The organism is Flavobacterium pectinovorum (genome assembly GCF_900142715.1).
Taxonomy (GTDB): Bacteria; Bacteroidota; Bacteroidia; order Flavobacteriales; family Flavobacteriaceae; genus Flavobacterium; species Flavobacterium pectinovorum.
Map to the genome: position 1 here is coordinate 516,482 of NZ_FRBX01000001.1, position 18,165 is coordinate 534,646.

General features: G+C 31.7%; 16 protein-coding genes. 11 read left to right on the forward strand and 5 right to left on the reverse strand.

Annotation, left to right across the window (positions count from 1 at the left end; all coding sequences use genetic code 11):
* The first annotated feature begins 9 nt into the window (after positions 1 to 9).
* From azu to BUE22_RS02040, 3 genes are all read left to right on the forward strand, one after another.
* Positions 10 to 531: an azurin gene (azu, locus tag BUE22_RS02030; RefSeq protein ID WP_073393398.1), complete on the forward strand. Its 522-nt coding sequence runs from the start codon at positions 10 to 12 to the stop codon at positions 529 to 531.
* Between the two features lie 116 nt (positions 532 to 647).
* Positions 648 to 1,370: an iron-sulfur cluster repair di-iron protein gene (ric, locus tag BUE22_RS02035; protein WP_073393400.1), complete on the forward strand. Its 723-nt coding sequence runs from the start codon at positions 648 to 650 to the stop codon at positions 1,368 to 1,370.
* A gap of 291 nt (positions 1,371 to 1,661) precedes the next feature.
* Complete coding sequence (locus tag BUE22_RS02040) at positions 1,662 to 2,894, forward strand: hypothetical protein (protein ID WP_084540192.1); 1,233 nt, start codon at positions 1,662 to 1,664, stop codon at positions 2,892 to 2,894.
* A 32-nt stretch (positions 2,895 to 2,926) separates the two neighbouring features.
* On the opposite strand, the gene BUE22_RS02045 is transcribed toward BUE22_RS02040, so the two are convergent.
* From BUE22_RS02045 to nirK, 3 genes are read right to left on the reverse strand one after another with little or no spacing between them, the layout of a single operon-like run.
* The gene (locus BUE22_RS02045; RefSeq protein WP_073393406.1) at positions 2,927 to 3,532 is read right to left on the reverse strand and encodes an SCO family protein; all 606 of its coding nucleotides are present in this window, start codon (positions 3,530 to 3,532) and stop codon (positions 2,927 to 2,929) included.
* A 16-nt stretch (positions 3,533 to 3,548) separates the two neighbouring features.
* The gene (locus tag BUE22_RS02050; protein ID WP_073393409.1) at positions 3,549 to 4,319 is read right to left on the reverse strand and encodes a formylglycine-generating enzyme family protein; all 771 of its coding nucleotides are present in this window, start codon (positions 4,317 to 4,319) and stop codon (positions 3,549 to 3,551) included.
* 10 nt (positions 4,320 to 4,329) lie between these two features.
* A complete protein-coding gene (nirK, locus tag BUE22_RS02055) occupies positions 4,330 to 5,778 on the reverse strand; it encodes a copper-containing nitrite reductase (RefSeq protein ID WP_073393411.1) in 1,449 nt (482 codons plus the stop codon).
* A gap of 280 nt (positions 5,779 to 6,058) precedes the next feature.
* Between nirK and BUE22_RS02060 the strand changes: the two genes are divergently transcribed.
* Positions 6,059 to 7,321, forward strand: a complete 1,263-nt coding sequence (locus BUE22_RS02060; protein WP_042564098.1) for a cysteate-C-fatty acyltransferase — start codon at positions 6,059 to 6,061, stop codon at positions 7,319 to 7,321.
* Between the two features lie 119 nt (positions 7,322 to 7,440).
* Positions 7,441 to 7,920 carry a hypothetical protein gene (locus tag BUE22_RS02065; RefSeq protein WP_073393414.1) on the forward strand — a complete coding sequence of 160 codons (480 nt, stop codon included), beginning with the start codon at positions 7,441 to 7,443 and terminating at the stop codon, positions 7,918 to 7,920.
* Between the two features lie 81 nt (positions 7,921 to 8,001).
* Here the strand turns inward: BUE22_RS02065 and BUE22_RS02070 are convergent, their stop codons facing one another.
* Together BUE22_RS02070 and BUE22_RS02075 are read right to left on the reverse strand one after the other, a co-directional pair.
* A complete protein-coding gene (locus tag BUE22_RS02070; protein WP_073393417.1) occupies positions 8,002 to 9,120 on the reverse strand; it encodes a GNAT family N-acetyltransferase in 1,119 nt (372 codons plus the stop codon).
* 51 nt (positions 9,121 to 9,171) lie between these two features.
* On the reverse strand, positions 9,172 to 10,158 hold the full coding sequence (locus tag BUE22_RS02075; protein WP_073393420.1) for a transporter: 987 nt from the start codon (positions 10,156 to 10,158) through the stop codon (positions 9,172 to 9,174).
* A gap of 125 nt (positions 10,159 to 10,283) precedes the next feature.
* Between BUE22_RS02075 and BUE22_RS02080 the strand changes: the two genes are divergently transcribed.
* The 6 genes from BUE22_RS02080 to BUE22_RS02105 all read left to right on the forward strand — a co-directional run bounded on the left by BUE22_RS02080 (position 10,284) and on the right by BUE22_RS02105 (position 18,065).
* Positions 10,284 to 10,568 carry a DUF4834 family protein gene (locus BUE22_RS02080; protein ID WP_042564565.1) on the forward strand — a complete coding sequence of 95 codons (285 nt, stop codon included), beginning with the start codon at positions 10,284 to 10,286 and terminating at the stop codon, positions 10,566 to 10,568.
* A gap of 50 nt (positions 10,569 to 10,618) precedes the next feature.
* Complete coding sequence (locus tag BUE22_RS02085) at positions 10,619 to 13,066, forward strand: YfhO family protein (RefSeq protein WP_073393423.1); 2,448 nt, start codon at positions 10,619 to 10,621, stop codon at positions 13,064 to 13,066.
* Between the two features lie 9 nt (positions 13,067 to 13,075).
* A complete protein-coding gene (locus tag BUE22_RS02090) occupies positions 13,076 to 13,333 on the forward strand; it encodes a hypothetical protein (RefSeq protein ID WP_073393426.1) in 258 nt (85 codons plus the stop codon).
* A 201-nt stretch (positions 13,334 to 13,534) separates the two neighbouring features.
* Positions 13,535 to 14,821 carry a glycosyltransferase family 4 protein gene (locus tag BUE22_RS02095; RefSeq protein ID WP_073393428.1) on the forward strand — a complete coding sequence of 429 codons (1,287 nt, stop codon included), beginning with the start codon at positions 13,535 to 13,537 and terminating at the stop codon, positions 14,819 to 14,821.
* 36 nt (positions 14,822 to 14,857) lie between these two features.
* A complete protein-coding gene (locus BUE22_RS02100; protein WP_073393431.1) occupies positions 14,858 to 16,327 on the forward strand; it encodes an oligosaccharide flippase family protein in 1,470 nt (489 codons plus the stop codon).
* A gap of 94 nt (positions 16,328 to 16,421) precedes the next feature.
* Positions 16,422 to 18,065, forward strand: a complete 1,644-nt coding sequence (locus BUE22_RS02105) for a mechanosensitive ion channel family protein (protein ID WP_073393434.1) — start codon at positions 16,422 to 16,424, stop codon at positions 18,063 to 18,065.
* Positions 18,066 to 18,165 lie beyond the last annotated feature (100 nt).

Genomic DNA, 18,165 nt, shown 5'->3' on the forward strand with positions numbered 1-18,165 from the left:
TACTTAATAATGAATAAAAAAGTCAAAATTTCGATGCTTGTGCTAATGGGATTTTTAGCCATAACCTCTTGTGGAAAAAAAGAAACTGCACCAACTGAGGAGTCAACAGAAGTAAATGAAACTACAGAAGGAGAAGGGCAGGCGGCAACCGCAGTAAACAACGTTTTGGTTGTTGAAGGAAACGATCAAATGCAATTTAATACAGGCGAATTAAGAGCAACTGCCGGGAAGCCAATAACTTTAACTTTAAAACATGTAGGTAAAATACCAAAAGAAGCCATGGGACACAACCTGGTTATTTTACAGGAAGGTACAGATGAAGCTGCTTTTGCCTCAAAAGCAATTACAGCAAAAGATACTGATTATATTCCTGCTTCAGAAAAAGCATCAATTATTGCCCATACTAAATTACTTGGTGGAGGAGAAGAAGATACAATAGAATTTACAATTGATAAAAAAGGAACATATAACTTTTTATGTACTTTTCCTGGGCATTTTGCCATGATGAAAGGTGTTTTAATTGTAGAATAAACATAAAAAACTCTAATGTTTTTTAATGCATTAGAGTTTTTTTATATTTCAATAAAAGATAATATTGTCTTTTATTGAAATTGATTAGAAATAACAATAACTAATTTTTAAGAAAAATGGAAAATTTAAAGAATAAAACAGTAGGCTCATTTGTAGCACAGGATTTTAGAACAGCGGCAGTTTTTACAAAATATCAAATCGATTTTTGTTGTAAAGGAAACAGAACCATAACGGAAGTTTGCGAAAAACAAGATATTGATGCAGATGTATTAATGCAAAACGTTTTTGATGTACTACAGTCTGAAAACGGAAATACGATAGATTTTAATTCCTGGCCATTAGATTTATTGGTCGATTATATTGAAAAAACACACCATCGTTATGTTGAAGATAAAACAACTATTTTGACACAGTTTTTAGATAAATTATGTAAAGTTCATGGTGGAGGACATCCGGAATTATTTAGAATTAATGAACTGTTTACCGCAGGTGCAGGCGAATTGTCACAGCACATGAAAAAGGAAGAATTAATGTTATTTCCTTTTATCAAACGAATGGTAAAAACGAAAGAATCTAATGGGATTTTGTCTCAGCCGTCTTTTGGAACCGTATCAAATCCTATTGCGATGATGATGCAGGAACATGATAATGAAGGAGACCGTTTTAGAGAAATTGCAAATTTGACCAATAACTATACGCCGCCAAGCGATGGATGTACGACTTATAAAGTAACATTTGCCATGTTAAAAGAATTTGAAGAAGATTTGCACAAGCACATTCATCTTGAAAATAATATCCTGTTTCCTAAAGCTGTAATTCTGGAAGAAGAATTTGCCTAACACTAACTAATTTAGAAACCCGTTGGGTGTAATTATTTTTTAACACATAGAAACATAGAATTATTGAACTCAAAAAAGGTGTTTCACTTGCATTAACAAATCCCGAAGCTTCGGGACTATGTGTGAGAAACAAGTTTCTTTTGGATTTACTTTTTCAAAATCATAAAATCTATGTTTCTATGTGTTTAATTAAAATTTTATGCATTATATCCAACGGGTTAATTTAGAAATTAATGCACCAACTAAATCACAAATTTGACTTATGTTTGGTGCATTTTTATTTGAAAAGAAATGAAAATACCTCTTAAAATGAATTCGCAAAAAAGTTGGGTACTTTGTTGTTTTCTCAACTTTCTCATAGCTTCAATTATGGGTTTGCTGTTGCGTTTTTCATACCTTTTTCCTTTAAATGTAAATTATATTTATCTGCTTCATGCACATTCTCATGTTGCCATGTTAGGTTGGATTTACATGATGATTTATATTTTAATCATTCATTTTTTTGTTCCAAATGATAAAAGAGAGAAACCAATTTACAATCAATTGTTCTGGACGACAGAATGTGCAGTTATCGGAATGATGATTGCTTTTCCTGTTCAGGGTTATGGATTGTTTTCAATTATATTTTCGACGGCACATATTTTATTAAGTTATGTTTTTTGCTGGCTCGTTTGGAAAGATGCAGTAGCTGATAAAACGTATAATAAAAGGCTTTTATTGATCTCGATTCTGTTTATGGTTTTTTCCACTTTTGGCGTCTGGTGTCTTGGTCCGGCAATAAGTACATTGGGTAAGCAAAGTGCTTTTTATCAAATTGCAATTCAGTTTTTTCTTCATTTTCAATTCAATGGCTGGTTTTTAATAGCAGTTTTAGCATTGTTTTTACAACAATTTAAGGCTGAAATCAATCTAAAACATTTTAGAATATTCCAAATTTTGCTAATTATTTCAATCCTTTTAACGGTTGCATTTCCTGTTAGTTGGTTTGTTGATATGAAAATATTAAGGTGGATCAATGCTTGTGGCGTTTTGCTCCAGCTTTTGGCTTTTGTTTATTTCTATAAAATGCTAAAAACTCAAATAAAGACTTTTAAAACCAGTTTAAATTCAACAACCAAAATAGTTTATGGGTTAGCTTTTAGTTCTTTATTTCTAAAAATAAGCTTGCAATTATTGGTTTTGTTACCTTGTCTGGCTGAAACTTCACATCAGGTGAGAAATTTTGTAATTGGATTTATCCACTTAACATCATTGGGTATAATTACCGGTTTTTTGTTCGGAATATTAATTCAAAATAAAATGCTTTCAAATCAATCTTCTATACTTCGCTTAGGAATGAAGTTTTTTATTTTAGGATATGCTGCAACTGAAGTCTTGTTATTTCTTCAGGGATCATTTTTTTATTTTAACAGAGAAAAACTTCCCGCATATTACGAAAGTATTTTTACGGCAAGTTTTTTAATTGTATCAGGATTAATTTTGATTGTAATTTCAATTATAAATAAAAAAACAAGAGTTGATTAATTAAAATCTTCTCTTGTTTTCGACTAATCAACCTATTTAATTTTTTTAGCTTCTTCGTTTATTATCGTTATGGTTTTATCGTTATTTACTCCTAAACCTTCTTGCTGGTATATTAATTCGCCTTTTGGATTAAAAACACTTATAATATTTGAATGCGAAAAATCGATTGGCGAAATTTGCTTATAATTTACCGCAAGTACAGCAGCAAATTCGCGTGTGTTTTCTTCTGTAGAGCGAAGGAAAATCCAGGGATACTGATTCATTTTATTTTCTATTGCAAAAGCCTTTAATCTTTGCGGAGTATCAGTTTTAGGATCAATACTTACCAATATAAGTTTTATATTTTTTTTAGTTTGTTTGTCCAGTTTTGTTTCAATAGATCGCATGTCTGCCACTAATCTTGGACAGGCAGCCTTGCACGATGTGTAAATCATTACCATGACAAGAACATTACCATTTAAACTTTTTAATTCGATATTTTTTCCATCCTGAGTTGTCCATTCAGAGGGTAAATTATAGATTGATAAATCACTAATTTCTTTGCTTTTTGGTATCGGTTGGCTTTCTTTTTTTTCAGAGTCTTTGCAGCTTTGTAAAGTAAAAAGAAGAATAAAGAGCACCAGTATAGTTTTATTCATTTTTAATAATTTAAAATTAAAGTTTCTTTGTATCAGCACAACGAAAACCAAGATTTCGGGTCGAATATTGCGCTTTTAGACTTCCTCTAAAAGCATATCGCATAAATGCAGCATAATCCATTAAGTCAGTTGCATTGACAGATGCGCCGCCGCAAAAAAGGTTTTTGTCTTCACTTTTATCTTTTCTGGATTCTCCCGATAAAAAAATGCTGTTAAAATCGGCTGTCCATTCCCAAACTAATCCATGCATATCATAAACGCCCCAGTAATTTTTGAATGTTTGGCCAATTGGGTTTTCGTAGGTTTTTGATTTTTCATACCAGGACAAAATGTACTTATTGAATTCTGTTTTGGTTCTGGCATCTGTTTTTTTCTCATCAGCCATAGCTACATATTCCCATTCATCCATTGTTGGTAAACGCTTTCCCTGACACTCGCAGTATTTTTTGGCGGCATACCACGAAACATTTGTTACAGGCGATTTAGGGTTTACATTTCCAAAATCAAGATCATTTTTCCAGTAAGCTAAATAACTTTTATCAGCAAAAATGCCTTTTATTTTAGATTTGCTAAGGCTTAGTTTTTTTTTGATAAAACTTAAAAACTCAGCATTAGTAACAGGATAAACATCTATAAAAAACGATTTTACTTTTACAGGATTTTTCGATGTGGCTCCGTAAAGAGGGACAAATGAACCCTCTTTTACCGGAACCATTTTCGACTCTTGTGCTCTTAAGAATCCAATCTGAACCAAGAATAGAAAAATAATATAAATGCTTTTTGCCATTGTTTCTATTTTAGCGTTGTGCCTTAACCATTTCCGGTGTAACTTCTGTTTTATTATTACCCCAGTTGCTATATATATAAGTCATAACATTGGCTATTTCATCATCTGAAAGATTTTGCGCTGGCATCACACTATTAAATTTTTTACCATTTACAGTAATTTCACCGCTTAAACCATGTAAAATTGTTTTGATAGCTCTTTTTGAATCTGCATTTAGATAATCTGATTTTGCAAGAGGAGGGAAAGCTCCCGGAATTCCTTGTCCTTCAGATTGGTGACAGGCAAAGCAGGTTGTTCCAAAAATTTCTTTTCCAATTTTTATTTTATCAGCCAAAGTTCTTTTAGGTACAGCTGTTGTTGTAGCTTTTTCTTCGGGCATTTTTTGAATAGTTCCGCCTTCCGGCAAATAAATCCCTTCCTGAATAGTTCCTGAATAAATGTTTTTATTTTCGGCACCTTCAACTTTTAATATTCCCAAAGCACCTTTATTAAAGGCTCTAAAGATAGAGTGGTCAACTAAGATGAAATTTCCCGGAGTTTCTACTTTAAAATCAACAATAGCAGATCCGCCCGCCGGAATTAATGTAGTCTGAACGTTTTTATTCATCATAGCGCCACCTTCAACATGCACGTTGTCAAAGATTTCTCCAATAACATGAAAAGAAGAAACTAAATTCGGGCCACCGTTCCCCACAAATAAACGTACTGTTTCGCCCACTTTTGCGGTAAGTTCATTTCCGTTTGTCATCGATCCTACTTTTCCATTAAAAACAACATAATCAGGAGTTTCTTTAATCGCTTTATTCATATCAAAAGGCTGAAGTCCTTTGGCTCCATATTCGCCTTGCGTGTAAAAATCGCCCTGCATTACATAGTATTCCTTATCAACCGGAGGAAGTCCGCCTTCAGGTTCAACTAAAATCAAACCGTACATTCCGTTGGCAATATGCATTCCCACAGGAGCAGTCGCACAGTGGTAAACGTAAAGCCCCGGATTTATAACCTTAAAACTAAACACCTTTTCATGTCCGGGAGCTACTAAAGATGATGTTGCACCTCCACCAGGGCCAGTAACGGCATGCAAATCGATGTTATGTGGTAATTTATTGTCCGGATGATTTTTTAGGTGAAATTCTACTTCATCGCCCACACGTGTTCTGATAAAACTTCCGGGAACAGATCCTCCAAATGTCCAGTACGTATATTTTACACCATCTGTCATTGTGCCTTCCTGTTCCTTAATTTCCATGTTTACCTTCAGTTTCATGGCTGCTCTTTTTCCAATTGGTTTTGGTACCATTGGCGGGGCAGTAAGTTCGGCATCCATTTGTCCTTCTGTTTTAATTGTAGTGTAATCGACTGGTTCTTCACTTTTTTTACATGAAGATAAAATTAGTACACAAAAAAAGGTGTATACAAATAGCCTGATAACAATAAGGGCATCATTCTTCTTTTTCATAATAATTGGTTTACTTTAGTTTTAAATCTGAAGTAAAATTAAAAGACCGTTTTGTCTTTTATTATGATAAAAGTCATATATTACTTATATTTTTTTAAAAATTGTATTTAATAATTAAATAATTGATTGGTTAATTCTTGCAAAAAGGTTACAGTATTGAAGCTAAAGTTCAATATTTTCAATATTTTTTAATAAAAATAATTGGCTAACTCTATTTTAGAATAATAATCATTATTTTTGCACCCTGTATAAATAAAAATTATTACTTCAAAATATATTTATGGTAAAAGATTTATTCGAAAGAATTCAGAACAATAAAGGACCATTAGGAAAATGGGCTTCGCAAGCTGAGGGTTATTTTGTTTTCCCTAAATTAGAAGGTGAACTTGGTCCAAGAATGCAATTTGGTGGAAAAAATATTTTAAATTGGAGTTTGAATGACTATTTAGGTCTTGCAAATCATCCGGAGGTTCGTCAGGCAGATATCGATGCAGCTACTCAATTTGGCGCAGCTTATCCTATGGGAGCCAGAATGATGTCAGGACATACAAAATACCATGAGCAGTTAGAAAATGAGTTGGCTGAGTTTGTAATGAAACCAGCAGCTTATTTGTTGAATTTTGGTTACCAGGGAATGGTTTCTACTATTGATGCACTGGTTACTAAAAATGATATTATTGTATATGACGTAGATTCACATGCTTGTATTATTGATGGTGTTCGTTTGCATATGGGTAAACGTTTTACTTACAAGCACAACGATCTTGAAAGTATGGAAAAAAACCTGCAAAGAGCTACCAAAATGGCACTTGAAACAGGTGGAGGTATTCTTTTTATTACTGAAGGTGTTTTTGGAATGCGAGGACAGCAAGGTAAATTAAAAGAAATTGTTGCTTTAAAAGAAAAATATAATTTCCGTTTATTGGTTGATGATGCACACGGTTTTGGTACACTTGGAAAAACAGGTGCCGGAGCAGGTGAGGAGCAGGGATGTCAGGATGGTATCGATGTTTATTTCTCAACTTTTGCAAAATCAATGGCAAATATTGGAGCTTTTATTGCTGCAGATAAAGATATTATCGATTATTTGAAATATAATTTACGTTCGCAAATGTTTGCAAAAGCGTTACCGATGATTCAGACAATTGGTTCTTTAAAACGTTTGGAATTATTGCGTAATCACCCGGAATTGAAAGATAAACTTTGGGAAAATGTAAATGCATTACAAAACGGATTACGTTCAAGAAACTTTAATATTGGAGATACAAATACTTGTGTTACACCAGTTTATTTAGAAGGAAGTGTGCCGGAAGCAATGGTTATGGTAAACGATTTAAGAGAAAACTACGGTATTTTCTTGTCGATTGTAATTTATCCTGTAATTCCAAAAGGAATTATTTTATTGAGAATGATCCCGACAACATCACATACTTTAGCTGATATTGATGAAACACTTACTGCTTTTGAAGCAATTCGTGAAAAATTAGAAAACGGTACATATAAAGAAATCGCAAGCAGAACAACAGTTGATTTAGACGCTTAATTTCTTTTAAAATAACGATTCCCTCATATGGGAATTATATAAAAAATCCATTCGTTTATGCGAATGGATTTTTTTTATTTGAACTAACTTTATAGTACTAATTATTAAAAAATCAGATTATGAAAAAAGTATCAGCAATAACAATAATGATTTTAACCCTTTTTATTTCCTGTAAAAAGGAGACCACGCTTCCACCTCCGCAAATAGAACCAAGCGCTCCAAAAGAAGCAGAACTTGTAGAACCGGCAGGAGATCAATGTTATGCATCAAGACTTAATGGGAATATAGTAGCCTTAAGTTTTAATGTTAATTCTCATCAGGAAGTAAACGGAAAATTGAGTTATAACTTAACAGGAAAAGATAAAAACGAAGGTACTTTAATAGGAAATATGAAAGGCGATACATTAATTGCAGATTATACTTTCATGTCTGAAGGAGTTTCTTCTGTTAGAGAAGTAGTCTTTTTGCAAAAAGATGGAACTCTTATTGAAGGATATGGAGATGTAGTTGATGCTAACAATAAAGTGTCTTTTAAAGATAAAACAAAATTAAAATTTGATGCAAAAAATACATTGACAAAAGTTGATTGCCCGCAATAAGAAATAAAGAAATAAAAAAATTGTAAAAAAGAAATCCCTTCGTAGAAGGGATTTTTTGTAAACGATAAATAGATTGTTTTCTTATAAGTTTTTCAGATACGTTTTTCTCTGACAGTGAATTTTTGGATCAAAGTTTTTCCAAAGTAAATGAATAGCTGTGTTTTCGGCTAACTCCGGGGTTCTGATGCAATTTTGAATTCCTTTTTCAGAAAAAGTTTTAAAATATTCATCAAAAATAATAGCTGTTACACCTTTGTTTTGGTAGTCAGGATGAACACCAATTAAGTAAAAAACCACATCTTTACTCTTTTTTCTGGCTCTTAATAAATGAATAAAACCAAATGGAAATAATTTCCCTTTTGCTTTCTGTAATGCTTCTGTAAAACTTGGCATTACAATGCTAAAAGCAACCAGATTATCCTCTTTATCAACAACAAATTTAATGTATTCAGGATTGATAAAACTGATGTATTTTTTCTTAAAATATTCTTTCTGTACATCTGAAATAGCTACAAACGAAGCTAGTTTTGCATAGGATTCATTAAACAAATCAAACATTTTGTCAACGTGTGGCATAATGTCTTTTGTTTTTGTAAATGTCAATGCTCTTAAGCCATATCTTTTTTTGATTAATTCCTGAGCTTTCAGGAAAAATTCAGGCTTCACATTTGAAAACGGAAAAATACTTTCGATATATTCTTTTTCGACCTGAAAGCCTAATTGTTCAAAATGAGTTACATAATACGGATTATTGTACCAGGTAATCATAGTTCCCATTTGGTCATAACCTTCAGTAAGAACTCCAACTTTATCTAAATTCGAAAATCCCATCGGACCTTCAGCATGTTCCAGATTATGTAGTCTTCCTAATTCGTAAACTTTCTCTAATAATGCTTTTGTAACTTCAATATCATCAATTACATCAAACCAGCCAAAACGAACCTTTCTTTTATGCTGATTATTGACTTCAGACCAATTGATAATTGCTGTTATTCGACCAACGATTTCATTATTTTTATAAGCCAGATAAAAGTACGCCTCGGCACTATCAAAAGCAGGATTTTTTGTTTTGTCAAACGATTCTAATTCATCTGCAATAATAGGCGGAACCCAATAAGGATTGTTTTTGTATAATGAAAACGGAAATTTGATATATTCTGTTAATTCTTTCTTGGTTTTTGCTTCTTTAATTGTAATCATTAAGATCGTTATTGTAAAATCTCTTTATATAGAGAAGTTGGTTATTAATTCTTATTCGTATTTAGATTTACGTTTTCTTTCTTGTTCCTGATAATCAGTTTCTTTCTCCGATTTCTTTGATTTCGGATCTTTTACTTTTTTCTCTTTTCTGGATTCTCTTTTAAATTCCATTTGCTTTTCCTTGTACTTACCGTCATAACGCCATGAAACTCCAACTCCGCCATACATAATAGAAGGCGAATTTTTAAAGTTTGTACTTATTGATGCGTCCACCTGCAAATTTGGATTAATTAAGTAAGCAGCTCCTCCACGAACAATAGCGTCACTGTAAAAATCACTTTTGTATCCTTGATTTTCAATAAATCCAGACCATTTGTCATTAAATCCATGCGTCAAAGTTAATACATATCCGTAACTTGGATAGTCTGTTGTAATATAATCTGCGATAATATTAGTTACAAAAACCCATTTTCCGTCTCCAAAAACGTTTTGGGTAATCAATGCAATCTTTGGAGAAATACTTGACTGCGGAGAAAAAGAATACGGGTTGTCAGCTCCGACAAAATTTGCTCCGGCAAATACCGAAACAGCAGGAATTAAAGAATGCCAGTCAAAGCGATGATTGGCTTTATAGCTGTAGATGTTTTTTGTTTTTTCGTAATTTTTAAAAGGATCGTAAATCAAATATTTAGCTCCCAAAACGGTTTGTCTGAAATTGTTTTTTTTGTAGCTTGTATACGGAGTATCAAAGTTTTCCATTTGATATTGCAAGTCCAGAATAAATTCTAGTTTTTCAAGAAAAGCGCCGTATCTAAACGTTAAATCCGTTCCAAAACCACTTGCATCATAATCTAATAAATCATGTTTTTCTTTAATGCCGTAAACGCCAATTTCGGCCTGAATTACTGATTTACCAACTGCATAGGCAGACATCGTTTCACCTGGCCTGTTTGAGTTAATAACATCGGTATATTGCGCAAAAAATAATTGTGGTGCAAAAAAAAGAGATGCAATAAGTAGGTATTTAATTTTTAACATAAATCTGTTTTTGGGATTAAAAAGATATAACGCATTTCAAATGTACATATTTTATTATTTATTTAAGATTCATATTTTAATTTTAAACAATGGATTTATTAATTTTGGAAAAAAATTATATGATCATGCAAGAAGCATCTTTTTCAGGTTTAATAAAAGCTATTGTATACATGATAGCATTTTATTATATTTTTAAATTTTTAGCCAGAATCTTTTTGCCTGTATTGGTAAAAAAAGCGGTTGAAAAAGCAGGAGAGAATTTTCAAAAACAACAACAATATAGCCAGGATAATAGCTGGCAAAAAACTCGTAACAATAATGATGAAATAATCATCAATACTGCTAATGCAAAAAATCCACGCGAAACCAAAAAAGTGGGTGATTATGTTGATTACGAAGAAATAGATTAAGTTTGTGCCCTAAATAATAGGAATCATCATTTAACCTAAACTAACCTAAATTGAAAATAGTAAATAAGTTCTATCCGCATGCCCTTGTTATATTGGGCTTTATTCTCGTTTCCTTAATTTATTTTTACCCGGTTTTACAGGGAAAACAAATTTTCCAATCCGATATTGCACAATATACCGGAATGGCAAAAGAGCAAAATGATTTTAGAGCTGCAGAACATAGTGAACCTTATTGGACAAATTCGGCTTTTGGCGGAATGCCAACATATCAGTTAGGGGCAAACTATCCAAATGATTATGTAGGTAAACTAGATGATGCTTTACGTTTTTTACCACGTCCTGCAGATTATTTATTTCTATATTTCCTGGGTTTTTACGGATTGTTATTAGTTTTAAAAACAGATCCGCTAAAAGCATTTATTGGCGCGATTGCGTTTGGTTTTTCTACTTATCTAATTATTATTTTGGGAGTTGGTCATAATGCAAAAGCGCATGCTATTGCTTATATGCCGCTTGTAATTGCCGGTTTTATACTTGTTTTCCAGAAAAAATACATTTGGGGAGGCTTACTCACCATGTTTGCAGTTGCACTTGAAGTGAATGCAAACCACTTTCAAATGACGTATTATCTATTGATATTCTTATTAATTCTTTCAGGATATTTTACTTTTCAATTTATTAAAGACAAAGAATATAAGCCATTATTAATATCATTTGGAGTTTTGGCAGCGGCAGGGATTGTTGCTATTGGTGCGAATGCAACTAATTTAATGGCGACAAGCGAATATGCTAAATTTAGTATTCGTGATAAAAGCGAATTGACTTTTAATCCGGACGGATCTAAAAATCAAACAACAGCTTCCATGACAACTGATTATATTACAGAATATAGTTATGGTATTGCAGAAAGTTTGAACTTAATTGCCCCAAGAATTTTTGGAGGATCCAGCCATGAAAATGTGGGAACCGATAGCCGTATGTACTCTTTTATGATTGAGCAGGGAGTTCCATCAGATCAGGCACAAGATTTCGTTTCCGGAATGCCAACGTATTGGGGAGATCAGCCAATTGTTTCTGCGCCAGCTTATATTGGGGTTGTAGTTTTCTTTCTGGCGGTTTTAGCATTATTTATAGATGATAGAAAAATAAAATATGTATTTCTGGCAGGTGCGTTATTTACATTGATGCTTTCCTGGGGAAAAAATTTCTCATTACTGACTAACTTTTTTATAGAATATGTTCCAATGTACGATAAGTTCAGGGCAGTTTCTTCTATTCAGGTTATTTTAGAATTATGTATTCCTGTACTTGCTGTTATGGGATTACAATCTTTTTTCAAGTTTAAAGATGAATCAAAATTACAACAAAAAGCACTAGTTCAAACTGGAGTTTTTGGTTTGGGAGTTATTGCTATTCTGGTAATTGCCAAAGGATTTTTTCATTTTACGGGAATGAGCGACAGTGCATATATGGAAAGTTACGGACCAGCTTTTGTTGATGCTTTAAAAGACGACAGAAAGAGTTTATATTCTGCTGATTTATTGCGTTCCGGATTTTTTATTGTAGTAACATTTGGAATTTTATGGTTGTTCATCAAAAATAAATTTTCACAAAATACTACTTTAATTATTGTAGGGCTTTTGATGATCTTCGATTTGTTTTTTGTGGATAAAAGATATGTTTCCGCAAAAGATTTTGTGAGTCCGGTTCAAATTGCATCTCCATTTCAGGAAACTCCTATCGATACTAAAATTTTAGAAGACAAATCAATATATCGTGTATTTGATGTGCAGGGACAATTACAAGGAAGATCTTCTTATTTCCATAAAACAATTGGAGGATATAGCGCTGTAAGACCACGAAGAATGCAGCAATTAATGGATTATCAAATTCAAAAAGGAAATATTGAAGTACTTAATATGTTAAATGTTAAGTATGTTATCCAAACTAATAAAGAAGGAAATCAGGTTCCTGTTGCAAATCCCGATGCAAACGGAAATGCATGGTTTGTAAGTTCGCTAAAGTTAGTAAACAAGCCAGATGATGTTATGAAAGCATTAGATAAAATCGATACAAAAAATGTTGCGGTTTTTAATGTTCATGATTATGAAGGTAAATTTAAAAGTGCCAGATTAAAAAAACAATGGGATACTACCGGAACTATTAAAGTTGTGGAATACAAACCAAACTACATTAAATATCAATCAGATAATAAAAAAGATGGTTTAGCGGTATTCTCTGAAATCTATTATAAAAATGGCTGGAACGCTTATGTAGATGGACAATTAACAGATCATTTTCCTGTAGATTACGTTTTAAGAGCAATGGAAGTTCCGGGAGGAAAACATACTATAGAATTTAAATTTGAACCACAAGTTGTAAAAACCGGAGGAACGATTGCATTAGCAAGTTCAATTGGAATGTTGCTACTTTTAATTGGTGGAGTTTATTTCGAAAGAAAAAACACCAGTAATAATAAGAATCAAGATAAAGCCTAAATTCTTTGCATGCGTATTTCAAAGATTTTTAAAATAATTCTTTTTATCATTTTTGATTTATTGGTATTTGCTTTTTTCGGAATTTATATGATGGGATACGATGACTTTTATAATGAAAGTCAGGGAGAATATTTTAGTTTTTCAAGTATGAATACTGAATATAAAATTGTATGGGGATTTTATAATTTGTGGATAATTTTAAATTGTGTACTTTTTGTATATGTTTTATTTAAATTATATAAGAAATTCAGATTTGAAAATGAATAAAATAAAACAATTAAACCTAAAATCAGTTGAAGATCAAAGAATTGTTGAAATAAAATCACTTTCTTATCTTGAAAGGTTAGAACGATTAATGATACTTATTGAAGTTTCCTATACATTACGTATTGCTAACAGAATTCCATTTAAATAAAAATGTTTCTTAGAACGCCTATTTACACTTCAAAATAATAAACCAAATTTTCATTGGAACAAAAAAAGCTCTTAATCATTACTTATTATTTCCCGCCAGCCGGGGGTCCCGGCGTACAGCGTTGGTTGAAATTTGTAAAATATTTACCTGAATTTGATGTTCAGCCAATTGTGTATGTTCCGGAAAATCCAACATATCCAATTATTGATGAGGGTTTGGTCAGTCAAATTTCAGACAAAGTTATTATTCTTAAAAATAAAATTTTAGAACCTTATCAATTAGCTTCTGTTTTTTCGAAGAATAAAACCAAGAAAATCAGTTCAGGAATTTTTCCTCAAAAGAAAAAGCAAACCTTTCTGGACAAGACATTTTTATGGGTGCGCGGAAATCTTTTTATTCCTGATGCACGTGTTTTATGGGTAAAACCATCTGTATCTTATCTCGAAAAATACATCAGGGAAAATAATATTGATACCATTGTAACGTCTGGTCCGCCACATAGTTTGCATTTAATAGGTTTAGAATTAAAAGAAAAATTAAATGTAAAATGGTTTGCTGATTTCCGTGATCCGTGGACAACAATTGGATATCATAAAGCATTGCGTTTGTCAAATTACGCTGCTAAAAAACATAAAAAATTAGAAAGTAAAGTTTTAAATACTGCTGATACAATTATTGTAACCAGCAAAACAACCAAAGCAGAATTTGAAGCAATTACTAACAAACCAATTTCGGTAATTACAAACGGCTATGATATCGAAAATGTAGAGAAGCAAACTTTAGACACCAAATTTACTCTGGCGCATATCGGTTCATTTTTATCAGATAGAAATCCTCCTTTTTTATGGGAATGTCTGGTTGAATTACTAAACGAAATCCCTGATTTTAAAACGCATTTAGAAATTAAATTAATTGGTGCTGTGAGTCAGGAAGTTTTAGATGCTATTTCACAATTTAATCTAACGGAGTATTTGAATCTTTTAGGTTATGTTTCACATCATGAAGCAATTGCTCATCAAAAAAAGTCACAGGTTTTGCTTTTAATCGAAATTAATTCTGAAGATACGAAAAGTATTATTCCGGGTAAATTGTTTGAATATATGGTTTCGAACAGACCAATAATTGCAATTGGCCCGCAAGGTTCTGATTTTGCAGATATTATAAAAGAAACAAATACAGGAGTATTTTTTGATTATTCTGAAAAAGCGAAATTAAAAAGTGTAATTTTGGACTTTTATAATCAGTTTTTGGAAGGAAAATTACAGTCTAATGGCGTTGGTTTGCAACAATATTCACGAAAAAACCTCACCAAACAATTAGCACAATTGATTAACGGATAGTGCAAAAATCTAAAATCTAAATTCAGAAATCCAAAAATGGGTATTGTTTTAAATCAGTCTTTCAAAAATACTATAATTACTTATATAGGTTTCGGTATCGGGGCCATTAATACACTTTATTTATACCCTGTTTTTTTAGGTGCAACCTATTATGCTTTAACTAATTATATTCTTTCGGCAGCAAATGTTATTATGCCTTTATTTGCCATTGGAATGCAAAATACGCTGGTAAAATTTTATTCACAGTATAAAACAGAAGAGGAAAGAGAACAGTTTCTGTCCTTTACAGCTTTGTTTCCCGTTTTAATGTGTATTCCTCTAGGGATTATCGGAATCTTTTTCTTTGATGATATTACCGCTTTTGTTTCTAAGGAAAATCCTGTTGTAAAAGAGTTTATGTATTTAATTCCGTTTATTGGGATTTGCATGGCGTATTTTGAGATTTTTTATGCCTGGGCAAGAGTTCATATGCACTCTGTTTTTGGAAATTTTATTAAGGAAGTTGGTTTAAGATTATTCTCGACAGTAGCTTTGGTAGGTTTATATCTTGACTGGATAACATTAGTGCAGTTTGTTTATTTAACTGCAGCGATATATTTTATTGCGTTTTTAATAACCATGTTTTATGCATTTTACATTAAAAAGCCTAAGTTTCAGATTAATATTCCTCAGAATGTAAAAGATGTTATGGAGTACACTTTTTTCATTATTCTTTCAGGAAGTGTGGCCAATTTACTTTTAGACGGCGATAAATTGATGCTGAATCAATACATGAAAATTGAGAATATTGCTTATTATTCTGTAGCAACTTACATTGCTTTGGTAATTTCGGTTCCAAGTCGCGCGATGCACCAAATTGTATACCCGATTACGGCAAAATTAATGCACGACAACAAACATGACGAATTGAATGACCTATATAAAAAGACATCGATAAATTTACAAATGGTTGGTGGTTATGTAATGTTATGCATTTTTGTAAATATCAATCAATTGTATGAATTAGTTCCAAAAGAATACAGCGGAGGAATTTCAGTTGTATTTATGATTGGTTTGTCGAAATATTTTGATTTGATATTAGGAAACAATAACGCTATTATTTTTAATACAAAATATTACAGAATGGTATTGTATTTAGGACTGCTTTTAGTGTTTTTAACAATAGTCTTAAACATGATTTTTATTCCAATTTTTGGAATTACAGGCTCTGCATTTGCGACTTTATTATCTATTACATTATATAGTTTGGCAAAATTACTTTTTGTGGTAAAAAAGATTGATTTATATCCATTTACAAAACAAACTATTTATTCAATGCTACTAACTTTTGTATTGTTTTTAATGTTTTATTTTTGGGAATTTCCTTTTTATCAATTAATTAGTATTGCTTTAAAATCGATATTGGTAACAATCCTATATGTTTATTTAAACTATAAGTTTGATATTTCTCCAGATATCAACAAGGTAATTGATGGTCTTTTGAGAAAAATAGGTTTTAAAATTTAGTACGATTTTATTGAGAAAACAGAAAGTAATCTAAATTCAATTCTATTTTGTTTTATATTTGTTAGAAGGATAACTAACTTATTTATAACAGAATATGAAAAATAAATTACTTTGTTTTCTAGTATTGTTTGTTGTTTTATTTTCTTCCTTCGCGATTGCCCAAAATGATACCATAAAAACGGCACAGAAAACTGTTTCCTTAAAAGGATATCCGGTTTCTCCTTTTAAGGATACCCTTTTTTATGTATATAATAAAGTTGGTTCTTTTTCTGCAGAGAACAGAGCAAATGCTATTACAGAAAAAATCAGAAAACTTTATCATGATTCTTTTTTTGAATCAGATTCTCTGATAGTTGTTCCTTCAGATATTTCTCAGGATATCACGTATAAAGGTGATTTTATTATCATGTCTATTTTGGATATTGATGCAAAAATCGAAAATCAAACTGCTGCTTATATTGCAAAACGAAATCTGAATTTGATCAAAAAAGCAGTTATTTATCAAAATGAAAACTATTCGCAATTGCCTAAACGATTTGGATATACAGCATTATTAATTTTAATTATTGGAGTTGTTTTGTTTGTGGTTGGAAAAATTTTCAATCGTATAAAACTTTATCTTTTAAAAAATAGCGACAGGTATTTCAAAGGCTTTAATTATAACAATATTAATATTCTTTCGCCGCATAAACAGCAATTTTTGTTGATACGGTTGTTTGGCTTTGTTAAGATCTTTACCTTGATTTTAATAGTTTATTTTTCGCTGCCTGTTCTGTTTAGTATTTTTCCTGCTACAGAAGCTTATACCACAACTTTATTACGATGGATTTTAACCCCTGCAAAATTAGCCGTAATGGGATTTGTTGGTTTCTTGCCAAGCTTGGTAACAATAATAGTTATTATTATCATTTTTAGATATTCTATAAAAATCATTAAGTTCTTTTTTGATGAGATAAAAAAGGAAAACATAAAAATAGATGGCTTTTATAACGATTGGGCAATGCCAACATTTAATATTATTCGGTTGTTAATGTATGCTTTTATGCTCGTTATTATTTTTCCGTATTTACCAGGATCTGATTCTCCAATTTTTAAAGGTGTTTCTGTATTTGTTGGGGTTTTATTTTCATTAGGATCTTCAAATGCAATTGCAAATATGGTAGCGGGATTGGTAATTACTTATATGCGTCCGTTTAAAATTGGCGACTTTATTAAAATTGGTGATGTAAGCGGAGAAGTAATTGAAAAAACAGCATTAGTAACCCGAATAAGAACACCAAAATTTGAAGACATAACAATACCAAATGCGACCGTTTTATCAAGTACTTCAACCAATTTTTCTGCAAATACAAAGCAGGCTACAAACGGTCTTTTAATTCATACAACTGTTACAATTGGTTACGATGTTCCGTGGGCAGCTATTCATAAAGCATTAATAGAGGCCGCCTTAAAAACAGATATGACAGAGAAAACACCGGAACCTTTTGTGCTGCAAACCAGTTTGGATGATTTCTATGTTTCTTATCAAATAAATGTCTATACAAAAGAACCTACAAAACAACCCAGAATTTATTCTTCCCTGCATCAAAATATCCAGGATTCCTTTAATGCTGCAGGAATTGAAATTATGTCACCACATTATAATGCTTTGAGAGACGGAAATACGACAACGATTCCAGTGAACTATTTAGGAAAAGATTATGAAGCGCCATCTTTTAGTATTAGAAATAAAGGTTAAAGTGTTGCTGTACAGATTGAAACCTTAAAATTTTAACAGTGGTTTGTTTGTTATTACTATTATAAAATTTAATTTTATATAAGAATTTATCATTGCTTTA

Excerpts from the sequence above, each read along its gene's own strand:
- azu (WP_073393398.1), top strand. The coding sequence starts at position 10 with ATGAATAAAAAAGTCAAAATTTCGATGCTTGTGCTAATGGGATTTTTA.
- ric (WP_073393400.1), top strand. The coding sequence starts at position 648 with ATGGAAAATTTAAAGAATAAAACAGTAGGCTCATTTGTAGCACAGGAT.
- BUE22_RS02040 (WP_084540192.1), top strand. The coding sequence starts at position 1,662 with ATGAAAATACCTCTTAAAATGAATTCGCAAAAAAGTTGGGTACTTTGT.
- BUE22_RS02045 (WP_073393406.1), bottom strand. The coding sequence starts at position 3,532 with ATGAATAAAACTATACTGGTGCTCTTTATTCTTCTTTTTACTTTACAA.
- BUE22_RS02050 (WP_073393409.1), bottom strand. The coding sequence starts at position 4,319 with ATGGCAAAAAGCATTTATATTATTTTTCTATTCTTGGTTCAGATTGGA.
- nirK (WP_073393411.1), bottom strand. The coding sequence starts at position 5,778 with ATGAAAAAGAAGAATGATGCCCTTATTGTTATCAGGCTATTTGTATAC.
- BUE22_RS02060 (WP_042564098.1), top strand. The coding sequence starts at position 6,059 with ATGGTAAAAGATTTATTCGAAAGAATTCAGAACAATAAAGGACCATTA.
- BUE22_RS02065 (WP_073393414.1), top strand. The coding sequence starts at position 7,441 with ATGAAAAAAGTATCAGCAATAACAATAATGATTTTAACCCTTTTTATT.
- BUE22_RS02070 (WP_073393417.1), bottom strand. The coding sequence starts at position 9,120 with ATGATTACAATTAAAGAAGCAAAAACCAAGAAAGAATTAACAGAATAT.
- BUE22_RS02075 (WP_073393420.1), bottom strand. The coding sequence starts at position 10,158 with ATGTTAAAAATTAAATACCTACTTATTGCATCTCTTTTTTTTGCACCA.
- BUE22_RS02080 (WP_042564565.1), top strand. The coding sequence starts at position 10,284 with ATGCAAGAAGCATCTTTTTCAGGTTTAATAAAAGCTATTGTATACATG.
- BUE22_RS02090 (WP_073393426.1), top strand. The coding sequence starts at position 13,076 with ATGCGTATTTCAAAGATTTTTAAAATAATTCTTTTTATCATTTTTGAT.
- BUE22_RS02100 (WP_073393431.1), top strand. The coding sequence starts at position 14,858 with ATGGGTATTGTTTTAAATCAGTCTTTCAAAAATACTATAATTACTTAT.
- BUE22_RS02105 (WP_073393434.1), top strand. The coding sequence starts at position 16,422 with ATGAAAAATAAATTACTTTGTTTTCTAGTATTGTTTGTTGTTTTATTT.